Source organism: Nonomuraea jiangxiensis (genome assembly GCF_900099965.1).
GTDB lineage: Bacteria > Actinomycetota > Actinomycetes > Streptosporangiales > Streptosporangiaceae > Nonomuraea > Nonomuraea jiangxiensis.
Map to the genome: position 1 here is coordinate 1 of NZ_FNDJ01000017.1, position 13,854 is coordinate 13,854.

Consider the following 13,854-nt stretch of genomic DNA (forward strand, 5'->3'; position numbering starts at 1 on the left):
GGGGGCGGCGGGGGTGGCGGGTTGAGCCGGTGCGGGGGGCTGGGGTCGGCTTGCCGGTGGGTCGTGGGGTCGGAGTCGTGCGGGTTGTGGACCAGTGGGCGGGGCGGGTGAGGGGGGCGGGCAGGCGGGTGGCGGCGTCGCCCTTGGCGGAGTGCACCTGGGGCTGGGTCAGGAAGATGGCGCCGGTGAGGTCGGCGCCCGACAGGTCGGCGCCCCTGAGGTCGGCCCCGATCAGGTCCGCCTGCCGCAGGTCCGCCCCGCGCAGATCGGCCCCGATCAGGTAAGCCCCCCGCAGGTCGGCCGCCCGCAGGTCCGCGCCTCGCAGCCGGGCGCCGATCAGGTCCGCGCCCCGGCGCTCCCGGCCCCGGTGTCCGGCCCGCGCCAGCTCGCTTGTACGCACCAGCAGGTCCCTGATCCCGTCCCGGTGCGCGGCGACGTCCAGCTTCTCCAGCTCGTCGGCGCTCTGCCGGGTGAGGCGCTCGGTCTCGCCGAAGGCGTGCCGCAACTCGGCGTGGATCGGCGCGGCGGGCTCCAGCGTCAGCGCCTGCGCCAGATACCACAGCAGCTCGTGCAGCTGCCGTACGACCGGGAACACCGCGAACATCTGCCCGGCCGTCCCCGGCTCCTCCCGCCAGCTCCGGCCGCCGAACGTGACCTGCGAGACCTTCTGCCCCGCCCCGAAGCAGTCGTAGACCGTGCACCCCGGGTAGCCGCGCTGCCTGAGCTGCTCGTGGATGGAGCAGCCGAAGTCGTCGCCCAGGTGCCGGCATGGCTGCCCGGCGTCCTTGTCGGCGGCGAAGTCGGCCGACGCCGAGAACGGCAGCGCGACGCAGCACAGTCCGAAGCAGCTCTCGCAGTCGGCCAGCAGGCCGAGCTCACGCGGGTGGGTTCCGGGCAACGTGCTGGTCTCCTCGCGGGGTGGTTGACCGTACAAGGGTACTCAAGGATGAACGTACGGCGTCGTCGTGGTCAGCGCCTCGAACCCCAGCCGCAGCAGGATGGGACGGCTCTGGCTGGAGGCGTCCACTTGGAGGAAGTCGTACCCGCGGGCGGCGGCCTCGCGGGCGCGGTAGGCGATCAGCGCGCGGTAGACGCCGCGCCCGCGCCACTCCGGCACGGTGCCGCCGCCCCACAGGCCGGCGAACCGGGTGCCCGGGTGCAGCTCCAGGCGGGCGGCGCTGATCGGTGTGCCCCCCGCCATGGCGAGTACGGCGTACAGCTCCCCCGCGCCGAGCAGGTCCAGGAGCCGGGCCCGGACCTGGTCGCGGGCGGTGCCGAAGACGCGTTCGTGCACGGCGGCGGCCAGTTCCACGCCGTCCCGGTCGGTCACCGGCACCAGGTCGACTCCCGGCGGCACCTCGAACGCCCAGCGGCCGGCGTCGGCCGTCTCGCCGACCATGACGGTCTCGGCCGGTTCGGCGGTGAATCCGGCGGCCAGGAGGCGGCGGTCGAGGTCGGCGGGACGGTCGTGGCCGTACAGCTTCCATTCGAAGGAGCGCTTCAGTGCGCCGAAGTAGCGGACCTGCTCGGCGATGGCCGCGTCCGCGCGGCGGGCGTCGAGGTCCGACCAGATGACGCCGTTCCAGGCGTGTTCCGGGCCGACCTGGCGGACCACGTCACCCGCCCGCTCGACCCGCGTCTCCGGTCCGTCGGGACGGGCCTGCCTGCGCAGCTCCCGGTCGAACGCCGCCAGCACCTTCTCGTGGTTCATCGCGCTCAGCTCCCGAAACGCCGTTGGCGGGCGGCGAAGCTGCGCAGGGCCCGCAGGAAGTCGATCTCGCGGAACGCCGGCCAGTAGGCCTCGCAGAAGTACAGCTCGGAGTAGGCCGACTGCCACAGCAGGAAGTTCGACATGCGCTGCTCGCCGCTGGTCCGGATCACCAGGTCGGGGTCGGGCAGGCCGGCCGTGTACAGGTGGCGGGCCACGTCGTCCACGGTCAGCGTCGAGGCCAGCTCCCGCATCGACTCGCCGGCCTCGGCCCGCTCGTACAGCAGCTCGCGCAGGGCGTCGATCACCTCCTGGCGGCCTCCGTACCCGATGGCCAGGGTCAGGTGGAAGCCGGTCGCGCAGGTGCGGGTGGCCTCGACGGCGCTCTTGAGCGCGCGGGCCGTGCTGTCGGGCAGTACGTCGAGCATGCCCGCCACGTGCACCCGCCATCGCGCGTCGGGCTGGTCGAGCCGGTCGGCGACCATCTGTTCGATCACCCGCAGCAGGAAGGCCACCTCCTCGTCGTTGCGCCGCTGCAGATTCTCTGTCGAGCACAGGAACACGGTCAGGTGCTCGATGCCCAGCACCTCGCACCACGACATCACGTCCGCGATGTGGTCGGCGCCATATTTGTGGCCCATGCTCGGGTTGGCCAGGCCCATCTGCCTGGCCCAGCGCCGGTTGCCGTCAGTGATCAGGCCGACGTGGCGGGGCAGCGGGCCGGCCATGACCTGACGGCGCAGGCGCCGGCCGTACAGGGCGTGCAAGAGGTCAGTCGTCCACATGCCTCCAAGGATGGCGTCTCCGCCGAGCCGGAATCTGATCTTTCCTGATTTCCGGTGCCCAGATGCCCGAGCTTGTGGGGTTTCAGTCCTCCGGTGGCCAGCCATCGCCCCACTCGGTGTCCCTGGCCCGGCGGTACAGCTCGCCCTGCCGTTTGGAGACGAGCACGTCGCGCAGCCCGTCCTCGCCGGTGCACAGGCGCAGGGACACCAGGCCCTTGCGCTTGGCCGGGTGGCGCAGGACGCGGGCGGCGGCCCGGGGCGCCGGCGTCGCCGTGGCGGCCACGTAGGAGAACTTCTCGTCCTCGAAGCCGAGCGTGCCCAGCTTGACCCGGCGGTGCAGGGCGCTCCTGGGCAGCCTGACGGAGAAGTGGCACCAGTCGCGTCCCGGCAGGATCGGGCAGGGGCCGTCGTGCGGGCAGGGGGCGGCGATGTGCATGCCGTACTCGGCCAGGGCCTGCCTGGCCTGGGCGATGGTGGCGTAGCCGGTGGGCGTGCCGGGCTCGATGACGATCACCATGGTGGCATCGGCGGCCAGCCAGCGCACGACGTCCTGGCGGTCGCGTTCGGGCAGCTCGCCCAGGGCGTACGACATGGTGACCAGGTCGGCGGCGGGCCGGTCGAGGCCGGGGTGCACGGACGCCTGGCGCCAGGTCGCGCCGCTCAGCGCGGGCGAGCTGCGGGCCAGGCGTTTGCCGAGGTCGATGATGTGCGGATCGTGTTCGATGACGGTGACCTTGGTCAGGGACGGCCAGGTCGCGCCCGCCGCCCACAGGGCGGCCCCGGTGCCGCCGCCGACGTCGAGGTGGCTCGCCGGGGCGAAGCCGGGCGCCGCCGCCGCGGCCCTGCCCATGGCGGTGACGGCCGCGGCGTAGGTGGCGGGCATGCGGTACGCGGCGTAGGCGGCGATGTCGGCCTGGGAGTGCAGGTGGGTCCGGCCTGTCTCGGTGCGGTAGCTCTCGGTCAGCCGCGCGACCACCGCGGCCAGGTCGTGCGGGGCGTAGCGGGCCAGCGCCCGGTCCAGGGCGGTTCTGAGGTCATCGGGAAGCATGGATGGTTCACCTGGGGTGTGCGAGTGAGTGTAAGAGGGGTTCACAGGGCGCGGGCCGGAGCCGGCGGTCACCAGGCGACCGCGGCGACGGCGGCCGTCACGACGGCGGCCGGCCGGTACGGGTCGATGATCGCCACCGCCCGGACCGGCACGCCGCCCGGTAAGCAGCCGAGGACCGCGTCACGGCGGCCGGACAGCGCGTGAACGCTGCGGCCCCGGACCGGCAGCCCGCCGGGCACGACGCGCCGGCGCAGGGCGGTGGCCGGTTCGGCCCGCACCATGGCGCGGCTCCCGAAGCCCACCGGAACCGCCGCAACGACCATCGGCACGGCGACGGCCAACGCGGCGCGGATGACGACCGCCCCGGCACGGGCCAGTGCCGACCCGGCACGGGCGACCGCCGACCCGGCACGGGTGGCGCGGGCGGCGTATGGCAGCGAGAAGTACGCGCTCAGGCGCGCGGACATGGAGGCACGCAAAAGGGATCCTCGAAAGGAAGGAAATCGGTCGATTACCCGAGCGACCGCTCCGGGCGATGAGCATCGCCGGTCGGCTCACCCGGCGGCGGCTCGCTAGCGGGCGTGGTGCCCTTGCCTCGAAGCGGCGGCGGTGACCTTTCCTGTGCGCATGCGTTCCCCCATCGATCGCACTGATCCGACCCGCACATTATTGACCACGCCGGCGGCGCGGGACCACGGACCCCACCAGCTGGCGGGACGTACACCCTCGAATCGGTCGGCGTAGGCTCACCGTCGTGCCCGAACCGCCCGATGACCCGGGCGGCGGGATTCACCCCGCCGGACCGCTCCCGCCGGCCTGGGATCGCTGACCTGGAATCGGAGTTCATACGAATGCTGGCAGACCTGCTCTCCCGGGTGCAGCGCGGGCTGATGCCCACCGCCGACGGCGGGGTGACGATCCTCCCCCAGCCCTCCCCGCGCGACGTGGGCGTGATCGCCTTCACCGGGCACTCCGTGGTGTTCGCCGACGTCGATCCCGGCTGGGTCCGTAACCTGCTGCCGCCGGACGACCTGTCCGCGCCGCTCGGTCCCCCGTTCCTGCAGGCCCTGGCGGACGCGACGGGACGGCGGATCAACTGCGTCGACCTGCTGGGCCTGGCCGGGCCCCTTCCCGGCCCACCCCCGCTCCCGCTGGAGGAGGTCACCGGCAGCGACCATCCGCGGGTGGCGCGGGCCCTCAGGTACCGCGACTCGGTACGCGTGTGGACCGGCCGGGGAGGGCTAATCTCCGTGGGGCGAGGGGTGGCGGGGCGGTGGGAGGTGGCGGTCGAGGTCGAGCCCGGACACCGGGGCCGCGGGGTGGGCCGCGCCCTGGCCGGTGCCGCCCGGCACCTCGTCGGGGAGCCCTTGTGGGCCCAGGTGGCGCCGGGCAACGCGGCCAGCGTACGGGCGTTCCTGGCGGCCGGGTTCGTACCGGTGGGCGCGGAGGTCCTGCTACCCGCCCCGGAATAGCCGCTCCCGGCCGGCGGTCGGCGAGACGCGCTCGGCCACGGACCACGCCGACGCCCTGCCGGGCATCCCGCAACCTCGGGGACGGCGACCACCGGCCACGCGAGGAAGCCGCTCACGCGAGAAAGCGGGCCACGTGAGGAAGCGGGCCACGCGAGAAAGCCGACTACGTGAGGAAGTCGAGCAGCGCGGCGTTGACCTCGGCGGCGTGGGTCCAGCCGATGGCGTGCGGGCCGCCCTCGATGACCTCGAACCGCAGGCCCTCGATCAGCGCGGGCAGCCGCCGCCCGGTGCTGTCGATGGGCAGGATGCGGTCCTGGTCACCCTGCACCACCATGATCGGCACGTCCAGCGCGGCCAGGTCGTCGCGGAAGTCGGTCTGCCAGGCGGTGACGCACCGCAGCGTGGCGATGGCGGAGGCGCCTGCGGCGACGTTCCAGCTGAGCTGCCAGGCCTGGTCGCTGATCAGGGTGCCACGGTAGGTGTCCACGTTGTAGAAGTCGTCCAGGAACGCCTTCAGGTAGGCCGGCCGGTCCGCCACGACGGCCCGGTTGATGCCGTCGAAGACGCTGCCGTCCACCCCTTCGGGGTTGTCGGGCGTCTTGCGCAGGAACGGCTGCAGCGGGGCGAGCAGCACGGCCCGGTTCACCCGCGCGGAGCCGTACCTGCTGAGGTAGCGGACCACCTCGCCGCTGCCCATGGAGAAGCCCACCAGGGTGACGTCGTTCAGGTCGAGTTCCTCGACCAGCGTCTTGAGGTCGGCGGCGAGGGTGTCGTAGTCGTAGCCGACGGCCGGCTGGCTGGAGGCGCCGAATCCGCGCCGGTCGTAGGTGATCACGCGGTGTCCCGCGTCGATCAGCACGGGCACCTGCTTCTCCCAGGAGGCGCCGCTGAGCGGGTACCCGTGGATCAGCACGACCGGGCTGCCGGTGCCGTGGTCCTCGTAGTAGATGTCGATGGAGGCGGAGTTCTCCTCGCCGACCTTGATGTACGGCATGGTGTGCCCTTTCCGTGCGTCAACGTTGCTCTTGCGTGTCCGGGCCGTGCCAGCGCGGCCGGTCGGGCGGGCGCGCGGGACGCGGCGCACGCCGGACGGCCCCCGTGCGGTGGCTGGGGGATGACGGTGGAGGGCGGCCGGTGATCGCACCGGCGACGCGGTTCCCCACGGAACCGCGCGACCATCCTGCTCGCGACCGACACGGCTGCTCATCAGTCAAATGACTACATCCACGACCGCACACGACTCACCCGCCGAACCACCGCACCCCCACCCCGAGAGGCGATCGAGCCTGCCCCGGTAGTGATTCCGCCGGGCGATTCCTGCCGCTTCTGGCCGTTCCGGTTCGCCGGTTGAGAGACTGATCTTCGTGGCAGAGCTTCCTGGATTGCGCTCCTCTTCCGAAATGCGGGACTACCTCGTCCGCCAGTTGAACTCGGTGCTGCGCCGTCCAGGGATGTATGGCGGAGAAGTGAGCGTTCGACTCGTCATTGATCACCTGCTCCACCTCGAGCGCGGCGACGAAGCCTGGGCCGGAGAACAGCGATCCTTGGAGTCGCGCGGAGCCTGGACGCCGACCGGCGTGTCCGGGGCTTTCCGGGATCTGATCCCCGCCCCCTACGAATCCGGAATGGCTTCCGTCTACTCTCAGTTCGCCCGAGCCCGCGGCTGGCTGGAGGCCGACCGAACGCTGACAAGTGATGAGTACGACCAGATGCGAACACAGATCCCGACCTGGGTCACACGCGACCACTCGCTCAGCGAGGTGATCGACACTTTCGGGCCACCTTCCGTGTTGCTGGGCGGCAACAACCCCTACTACGGCAAGACCCTCGGCTACCTCACCGAACCTGCAGACACCTCGATGATCTTCTTTCATCTGTGGAACGGCGCTGATCCAGATGCCGAGTCGACCTGGCCTCCTCGCTGCGACGAAGCCGTTCTCCTGGCGGTCCGCTCCGGCATGGGCGACTTCAAAGCCGGCTTCACCTTCACCCCGGAAGGCGAGAAGCGCCGTCCCGCCGGCGGCTGACCAAGAACGCCCCGATCACGTCGTGGCGCCGTGGGGGTCCGGTTCGGGGGGCGGGTTCGGGCTCCGCTCATGGGTGAGGGCGTCGCGGAGGGCGGCGCGGGAGGTGATGCCGAGCTTGGGGAAGGCGCGGTAGAGGTGGGCGCCGATGGTGCGGGGGGACAGGTGCAGGCGCTGGGCGATCTGCTTGTTGGTCAGGCCGGTGGCGGCGAGCAGGGCGATCTGGCGTTCCTGGGGGGTGAGGTCGTCGTGCGGGGGCGGCTGGCCCGTGGCGCGCAGCTCGTTGCAGGCGCGGGCGGCCCAGGGGCGCGCGCCGAGGTGCTGGAAGGTCTCCCGCGCGGCCGTCAGCTGGACCCGGGCCTCGTTGATCGCCCTCGTACGGCGGCAGTGCTCGCCGTAGGCCAGGCGTACCCGGGCGACGTCGAACGGCCAGCGTTCGATGCCGGGGATGGCCAGCGCCCGCTCGAACAGGGCGCCGGCCTCGGCGGTGGGCGTGGCGAGGGCCGCCGAGAACTCGGCGGCCAGGGCGAGCCGGGGCGACAGGGCCGCCACGGCGGTCCGGCGCATCGCGGCGACGTGGCGGGCAGCCTCGGGCCGGCGGCCGGTCCTGGCCGCCGCCTCGACGAGGAGCGGCGCGGCCCACAGGACGAGGGGCGTGTAGGGGGCGATGACCCCGACGGGGGTGATGGCGGCGGCCTCCCGGTAGGCCTCCTCGGCCTCGCCCCGGCCCAGCGCCGCCAGAGCGCGTACGTACCGGGCGAACAGCAGGACCTTTTCCGCCCGGCGCGGCGTCGCCCACCGGATCATCCTGTCGACCAGCGCCTCGGCGACGTCGTCGGCGCCCTGCTTGGCGGCGAGCAGGGCCTGGACGAACCAGAACGGCCATTCCAGGAGCAGGTAGCCGTGCGCCATGCAGAGCCCGAGGCCCTCCTCGGCCAGTTGCCGGGCCTCCTCCCAGCGGCCGGTGAGCAGGTCGTCGAAGCTGAGGGTGCTCAGGGCGCCGATGGCCGAGGTGACCGCGCCGCCGTCGCGTCCGTCGCGTACCACGCGCCAGTGGGCCTCCCGGCAGGGAGCCAGCCGGTCGAAGAACAGGGCCGCCCGGCCGATCCACACGATCCGGTCCGGGTCGGCCTCCTCGGGGAGGCGGCTGACGAGGGCGTCGAGCTCGTCAAGCGACTCGGCGGTCATCCGGGCGGGATCGGCGAAGGCCATCTCGCACAGCGCCAGCACGTCCGGCGGGCGCGGCGTCAGGCGGGCGACGGCCGCCCGGAACGGCTCCCACAGCTCGGGACGCGGGCCGCCGGTGAAGCACACGACCAGCAGCGTGAACAGCGCCTCGACGAGGGCGTGGTCGTCGGCGCGGCAGCCGCCGGGCCGGGCCTCGATCGCCCCGACCAGCAGGCGGTGCGCGGTGTCGACGTCCCCCTCGCCGTTGACCAGCAGGTACGCGGTCGCGACCGCCGCCTCCAGCGACCCGTCCGGCTCCGGGTCGGCCCGGCGGGCGTCGCCGAGCAGGCGTGGCACGTCGCGCAGCCCGCCGGCCACGTTCGCCCCGACGTAGGCCGCCGCGGCCAGCCGCCGGCTGCGGCCCCCGCTGACCGGGCTGAGGTCGGCGGCGCGCAGCAGCGCGGCCACCGCGCCGACCGCGTCGCCACGGCGCAGGGCGCGCCGGGAGACCCGTTCCAGCAGCGCGGCCACCTGCTCGTCCGCGCCGAGCGTGGCGTCGGCGAGCTGCCAGGCGCGGCGTTCCGGCTGGTCCACCAGGGCGTCGGCGAGCGCCCGCCGCGCCCGGCGGCGCTCCGCTTCGGTGAAGAAGTTCACCACCGTCGAGCGGACCACGGGGTGCCGGAAGGTCAGCCGCCCGGTGCCCTGGTCCACCCCGGCCAGCCCGGCTCGCTCCGCGGGCGCCAGCTCCTCCAGGCAGCCGCCGGTGGCGTTCTGCAGCACGCCCAGGTCGCCCGTGCTGTCCAGCGCCGCGAGCAGGAGCAGCAGGCACGTACGGGCGGGCAGGCCGGCGATCCGGGAGGTGAACAACGTCTGGAGCCGCCGGCTGAGCGGCAGGACCTCCGGCAACGCCTCCTGCCCGCTGCGCTGGGGGCCGGTCAGCACCTCGGGCAGCTCCGTGAGGACCAGCGGGTTCCCCTGCGCCTCGGCGAGCACGCGCCGGCGTACGGGTTCGGCCAGGCCGGGGAAGCGGGCGCCGAGCAGGCCGCCGGCCGCCTCCTGGCTGAGCGGCCGTACCTCGTGTGTGGGCAGCCCGCCGCGATCGAAGAAGGTGTCCGGCCCCACCCTGGAGGCGGCGATCAGGCCGATGCGGCCGCAGGAGAGCCGGCGGGCCACGAACCCCAGCACCCCGGCGCTGGAACGGTCCAGCCAGTGGAGGTCATCGACGACGATCAGCAGCGGGCCTGCCTCGGCCACCCGCCGCAGCAGCGTCAGCGCGGCGGTGCACACGGTCAGCCGGTCGGCCCGGGCGCCCTCGCCGAAGCCCAGCGCCGCCGACAGCGCGTCCCGGTGCGCCGCGCCGAGCAGGTCGCCATGGTCGTGGTACACGGGGAAGAGCACCTGGTTGAGCCCGGAGAACGCGATGTCGGCCTCGAACTCGGCACCGGCCGCGCGCAGCACCCGGGTGCCCTTCGCCGACGCGGCCCGCGCCGCGGCGTCCAGCAGCGCGGTCTTGCCGACGCCCGGCTCCCCGGACAGCACCAGCGCCGCGCCGTCCGCCGCGGCCCGGTCGAGGAAGGCGTCGATGAGCCCGAGTTCCGCGGCCCGTCCGATCAGCCCGCCCTCCGGCCTGCGGCCGCCGGAGGGCGGGCCTCCGGTCGCCCCGGGCCGGACCCCGCCCACCGCCGTAGCCCCCGCGACATCACTCACTCTGGTCGCCCCCCGCGCCATCGCTACACGGACCAGGTTAAGGCTGGTCAGACCCAATGCAGTAGAAAAATACGGTCATTTGACTTATGACCTGCCAAAGGCACTCATCGCAGACTGCGAGCATGGGCATCGACCTCTCCGCTGAAGCGGCTCCGCGGCGTCGAACGACCGTCCGCGGTCCATCCGACGAGCCCGTCGTCCTGACGGTCAACGGTACAGAGCACGCGGTGAACCTCGAACCACGGGTGAGCCTGCTCGACGCGCTACGCGACCGCCTGGCGCTCACCGGCTCGAAGAAGGGCTGCGACCAGGGCACCTGCGGCGCCTGCACGGTCTGGGTGGACGGCCGGCGGGTGCTCGCCTGCCTGACCCTGGCGATCACCTGCGAGGGCCGGCAGGTCACCACGATCGAGGGCCTGACCACCGACGGGGAGCTGCACCCGATGCAGCGCGCCTTCATCGAGCACGACGCCTTCCAGTGCGGCTACTGCACCCCCGGCCAGATCATGTCGGCGGTCGCCCTGATCGAGGAGGGCAACGCGGGCACCGACCAGGACATCGCGGAGTTCATGAGCGGCAACCTCTGCCGCTGCGCCGCGTACCCGGGCATCCGGGCGGCGATCCGGGACGTACGCGACGCGCGGGCGCCGGAGCCGGGCGCCACCGGGGACGGGGGCTGACATGCGGCCCCTGGCCTACGCCCGCGTCAGCACGGTCGAGGAGGCGGTGGAGACCGTCACCGCCGCCCCAGGAAGCGCCTTCCTGGCCGGCGGCACCACCGAGGTCGACCTCATCCGCCTCGGGATCGCCCGGCCCGGCCTGCTGGTGGACATCAACGACCTGCCCCTCACAGGCGTGGAGGACCTGCCCGGCGGCGGCCTGCTGATCGGCGCGCTGGCCCGGATGAGCGACGTCGCCCGCGCGCCGGAGGTCGCCGGCCGGTACCCGGGCGTCTCCCGGGCGCTGCTGCTCGGCGCCTCCCAGCAGCTGCGCAACATGGCCTCGATGGGCGGCAACCTGTGCCAGCGGGTGCGCTGCGCGTACTTCCGGGACGGCCTGTCGCCGTGCAACAAGCGCGAGCCGGGCACCGGCTGCTCCGCGCTGGACGGGCTGAACCGCGGCCACGCGATCCTCGGGACGAGCGAGCACTGCATCGCCACCCACCCCTCCGACGTCGCCGTCGCGCTCGCCGCCTTCGACGCCGTCGTGCGCACGTCCGGGCCGGGCGGCGCCCGCCGCATCCCGATCGACGACTTCTACCTGCTGCCCGGCGACACGCCGGAGCGGGAGAACCCGCTGGCGCACGGCGAGCTGATCACGGCGATCGAGCTGCCGCCCGCCGGGATCGCCCGGCGGTCGATCTATCTCAAGTTCCGCGACCGGGAGTCGTACGAGTTCGCGCTCGTCTCGGTCTGCGCGGCCCTGAGCGTGCGGGACGGGATCGTCGCCGAGGCGCGCCTGGCCCTCGGCGGCGTCGGCACCAAGCCCTGGCGCGCCCGGCACGCGGAGGCCCGCCTGACCGGCGCGCCCGCCACCGCGGAGTCGTACGCCGCCGCCGCGGCGGCGGAGCTGGCCGGGGCCGCCGTCCGCCGGCACAACGCGTTCAAGGTGGAGCTCGCCCGGCGGGCGATCGTCCGCGGCCTGACCCTGGCCGCGCGGGGAGGTGCGCGATGAGCGGCGCTGTCGGGCGGCCTGTCGACCGGGTCGACGGGCACGCGAAGGTCACCGGCGGCGCCCGGTACACGGCGGAGATCGCCCTGCCCGGCCTGGCGTACGCGGCCATCGTCGGCGCGGGCGTGCCCAGCGGCCGGGTGGTCACGATCGACGCCGCGCCCGCCCGCGCCGCGAGCGGCGTGCTGGCCGTCCTCACCCACGAGAACCTGCCCAAGGTGGCGGCCCGGCCGCGCCTGCTGCCCTCGCTGCTCGGCGCCCCGGCTCCCGGGCAGAGCTTCTTCCCGATGCAGGACGAGGTCGTGCACTACTTCGGCCAGCCGGTCGCGGTCGTCGTCGCCGAGAGCCACGAGCAGGCCCAGTACGCCGCCTCGCTGGTCGAGGTCGCCTACGCGCGAACGCCGTCGGTCACCACGATCGACGAGGGCCGCGGCGGCGCGTACGAGGCCGAACGGCTGTTCGGCGGGCTGATGCCCGGCCGGGAGGAGCGCGGTGACGCCGAGACGGCGCTCGCCGAGGCGGAGGTGCGCCTGGACCTCTCCTACCGGTTCGCCGCGAACAACCACAACACGCTGGAGCCGCCGGCCACCACGGCGGTGTGGGAGGAGGGCCGGCTCACCCTCTACGACTCGACCATGGGCATCCGGGCCAGCCAGCTCACCGTGGCGCAGCTGCTCGGGCTGCCGCTGTCGGACGTCCGCGTCGTCACGCACTTCGTCGGCGGCGGCTTCGGCGCGAAGGCGATGACCTGGCCGCACGTGACGCTCGCCGCGATGGCCGCCCGGCACGTGGGCCGGCCCGTACGGCTCGCCCTCACCCGTCCGCAGACCTACACCTCCCACGGCCACCGCGAGGAGCAGGAGCACGAGCTGTCGCTCGGCGCGACCCGGGACGGGCGGGTGACGGCGCTACGCCACCACAAGCTGTCGATCACCTCGCCGTTCGACGACTGGGCCGAACCGGCCACCGGCGTCTCCTCCCAGCTCTACGCCTGCGACCACTACCAGGGGGTGCACCGCCTGATCAGGGGCAACACGATGACGCCGACGTTCACCCGGGGGCCGGGCGAGACGGTGGGCGTCTTCGTGCTGGAGACCGCGATGGACGAGCTCGCCCACGAGCTCGGGATCGACCCGGTGGAGCTGCGGCTGCGCAACCGCGCCGCGACGGATCCGCGGGGCAACCCGTGGTCGAGCGACGGCCTGGCGGACTGCCTGCGGCTCGGCGCGGAGCGGTTCGGCTGGCACGGGCGCGACCCGGGGACGCGTGCCCGCCGGGACGGCGACTGGCTGATCGGCACCGGGATGGCCGCCGCCGCGTACCCGGTGGCCTTCTTCATGCCGGCCCAGCGCGCCCGCGCCCGCGTGTACGAGGACGGCGGCGCCGTCGTGCAGGCCGGCACCCAGGAGTTCGGCACCGGGATGCTGACCGTGGCCACCCAGGTCGCCGCCGACGCGCTCGGCCTGCCGATGGAGGCCGTGCGGTTCGAGGCCGGCGACACCGACCTGCCGAACACCTCCGCCGCGGTGGGCTCCGCCGGGTCCGGCATGGTGAGCGCCGCTGTCCACGCCGCCGCGACGGCGCTGCGCGACCAGCTCGTGGCGCTGGCCGTCGCCGACCGAGGCTCGCCCCTGTACGGCGCGGACCCCGCAGCGGTGAACGTCCGGGAGGGCCGGATGCTGCTGCGCGACCGGCCGGAGACCGGCGAGGCGTACGGCGAGCTGATGCGCCGCAACCGCCTGGCCGACGCCGAGGCGACGGGCAGCTGGAGCCCGCCGCCCCTCGACACCCCGCACGGCCTGCTGACCTTCGGCGCCCAGTTCGCCGAGGTCGCCGTCGATCCCGAGCTCGGCCTGGTCCGGGTGCGGCGGATGCTGGGCGTGTTCGCGCCGGGGCGGGTGCTCAACCCGAAGCTGGCGCGCAGCCAGCTCACCGGCGGCATGCTCTGGGGCCTCGGTCAGGCCCTGTTGGAGGGCAACCGGATGGACCCGCGGCACGGGCGCTGGGGCGCCGCCAACCTCGGCGAATATCTCGTCGCCGTCAACGCGGACGTACCGGAGATCACCGCCGAGTTCGTCGAGGTGGCCGACGACGTCGTGCCGCTCGGGATCAAGGGGGTCGGCGAGATCGGCCAGGTCGGCGCGGCCGCGGCCATCGCGAACGCGGTCTTCCACGCGACCGGACGCCGGATCCGGGAGCTGCCGCTGGCCGCCGAGCTGGTCATGGACCCGCCCGGCACCCCCGCATGAGCCCCTCATGAGCCCCCTGATGA

The 13,854-nt window shown here is 73.8% G+C and carries 11 protein-coding genes and 1 pseudogene; 5 read left to right on the top strand and 7 right to left on the bottom strand.

Features of this window, described 5'->3' with window-relative positions:
* Positions 1-91 precede the first annotated feature (91 nt).
* From BLS95_RS33030 to BLS95_RS33050, 5 genes and pseudogenes are all read right to left on the bottom strand, one after another.
* Positions 92-868 (bottom strand): annotated as a pseudogene (locus BLS95_RS33030) (pentapeptide repeat-containing protein); the annotation flags it as partial.
* Positions 869-940: 72 nt separating this feature from the next.
* The gene (locus tag BLS95_RS33035) at positions 941-1,711 is read right to left on the bottom strand and encodes a GNAT family N-acetyltransferase (RefSeq protein ID WP_090940496.1); all 771 of its coding nucleotides are present in this window, start codon (positions 1,709-1,711) and stop codon (positions 941-943) included.
* Between the two features lie 5 nt (positions 1,712-1,716).
* Complete coding sequence (uppS, locus tag BLS95_RS33040; protein ID WP_090940498.1) at positions 1,717-2,493, bottom strand: polyprenyl diphosphate synthase; 777 nt, start codon at positions 2,491-2,493, stop codon at positions 1,717-1,719.
* 82 nt (positions 2,494-2,575) lie between these two features.
* Positions 2,576-3,541, bottom strand: a complete 966-nt coding sequence (locus tag BLS95_RS33045; RefSeq protein ID WP_090940501.1) for a small ribosomal subunit Rsm22 family protein — start codon at positions 3,539-3,541, stop codon at positions 2,576-2,578.
* Between the two features lie 68 nt (positions 3,542-3,609).
* Complete coding sequence (locus BLS95_RS33050) at positions 3,610-4,008, bottom strand: hypothetical protein (RefSeq protein ID WP_090940504.1); 399 nt, start codon at positions 4,006-4,008, stop codon at positions 3,610-3,612.
* Positions 4,009-4,392: 384 nt separating this feature from the next.
* Between BLS95_RS33050 and BLS95_RS33055 the strand changes: the two genes are divergently transcribed.
* Positions 4,393-5,013, top strand: coding sequence for a GNAT family N-acetyltransferase (locus BLS95_RS33055; RefSeq protein ID WP_090940507.1), 621 nt, complete (start codon positions 4,393-4,395; stop codon positions 5,011-5,013).
* Between the two features lie 163 nt (positions 5,014-5,176).
* Here the strand turns inward: BLS95_RS33055 and BLS95_RS33060 are convergent, their stop codons facing one another.
* The gene (locus tag BLS95_RS33060) at positions 5,177-6,007 is read right to left on the bottom strand and encodes an alpha/beta fold hydrolase (RefSeq protein WP_090940510.1); all 831 of its coding nucleotides are present in this window, start codon (positions 6,005-6,007) and stop codon (positions 5,177-5,179) included.
* Between the two features lie 370 nt (positions 6,008-6,377).
* Between BLS95_RS33060 and BLS95_RS33065 the strand changes: the two genes are divergently transcribed.
* Positions 6,378-7,040 (top strand): hypothetical protein, encoded by a 663-nt coding sequence (locus tag BLS95_RS33065; protein WP_245765432.1) that lies wholly within the window; start codon positions 6,378-6,380, stop codon positions 7,038-7,040.
* Positions 7,041-7,055: 15 nt separating this feature from the next.
* On the opposite strand, the gene BLS95_RS33070 is transcribed toward BLS95_RS33065, so the two are convergent.
* Positions 7,056-9,911, bottom strand: coding sequence for an AAA family ATPase (locus tag BLS95_RS33070; protein ID WP_218136101.1), 2,856 nt, complete (start codon positions 9,909-9,911; stop codon positions 7,056-7,058).
* A gap of 122 nt (positions 9,912-10,033) precedes the next feature.
* Here BLS95_RS33070 and BLS95_RS33075 point away from each other — a divergent pair, with 122 nt between their 5' ends.
* Genes BLS95_RS33075 through BLS95_RS33085 form a run of 3 tightly spaced genes read left to right on the top strand, consistent with a single transcriptional unit; the run spans position 10,034 to position 13,831 of the window.
* Positions 10,034-10,591 carry a (2Fe-2S)-binding protein gene (locus tag BLS95_RS33075; protein ID WP_090940520.1) on the top strand — a complete coding sequence of 186 codons (558 nt, stop codon included), beginning with the start codon at positions 10,034-10,036 and terminating at the stop codon, positions 10,589-10,591.
* 1 nt (position 10,592) lies between these two features.
* Positions 10,593-11,585 carry an FAD binding domain-containing protein gene (locus BLS95_RS33080; RefSeq protein ID WP_090940523.1) on the top strand — a complete coding sequence of 331 codons (993 nt, stop codon included), beginning with the start codon at positions 10,593-10,595 and terminating at the stop codon, positions 11,583-11,585.
* Positions 11,582-13,831 carry a xanthine dehydrogenase family protein molybdopterin-binding subunit gene (locus BLS95_RS33085; protein WP_090940525.1) on the top strand — a complete coding sequence of 750 codons (2,250 nt, stop codon included), beginning with the start codon at positions 11,582-11,584 and terminating at the stop codon, positions 13,829-13,831. Before BLS95_RS33080 ends, BLS95_RS33085 begins: the two co-directional genes overlap by 4 nt.
* The last annotated feature ends 23 nt before the right edge of the window (positions 13,832-13,854 follow it).

Bases quoted from the DNA above. Each gene is read 5' to 3' on its own strand.
- BLS95_RS33085 (WP_090940525.1), top strand. From the start codon at position 11,582: ATGAGCGGCGCTGTCGGGCGGCCTGTCGACCGGGTCGACGGGCACGCG.
- uppS (WP_090940498.1), bottom strand. From the start codon at position 2,493: ATGTGGACGACTGACCTCTTGCACGCCCTGTACGGCCGGCGCCTGCGC.
- BLS95_RS33060 (WP_090940510.1), bottom strand. From the start codon at position 6,007: ATGCCGTACATCAAGGTCGGCGAGGAGAACTCCGCCTCCATCGACATC.
- BLS95_RS33050 (WP_090940504.1), bottom strand. From the start codon at position 4,008: ATGTCCGCGCGCCTGAGCGCGTACTTCTCGCTGCCATACGCCGCCCGC.
- BLS95_RS33055 (WP_090940507.1), top strand. From the start codon at position 4,393: ATGCTGGCAGACCTGCTCTCCCGGGTGCAGCGCGGGCTGATGCCCACC.
- BLS95_RS33035 (WP_090940496.1), bottom strand. From the start codon at position 1,711: ATGAACCACGAGAAGGTGCTGGCGGCGTTCGACCGGGAGCTGCGCAGG.
- BLS95_RS33045 (WP_090940501.1), bottom strand. From the start codon at position 3,541: ATGCTTCCCGATGACCTCAGAACCGCCCTGGACCGGGCGCTGGCCCGC.
- BLS95_RS33075 (WP_090940520.1), top strand. From the start codon at position 10,034: ATGGGCATCGACCTCTCCGCTGAAGCGGCTCCGCGGCGTCGAACGACC.
- BLS95_RS33080 (WP_090940523.1), top strand. From the start codon at position 10,593: ATGCGGCCCCTGGCCTACGCCCGCGTCAGCACGGTCGAGGAGGCGGTG.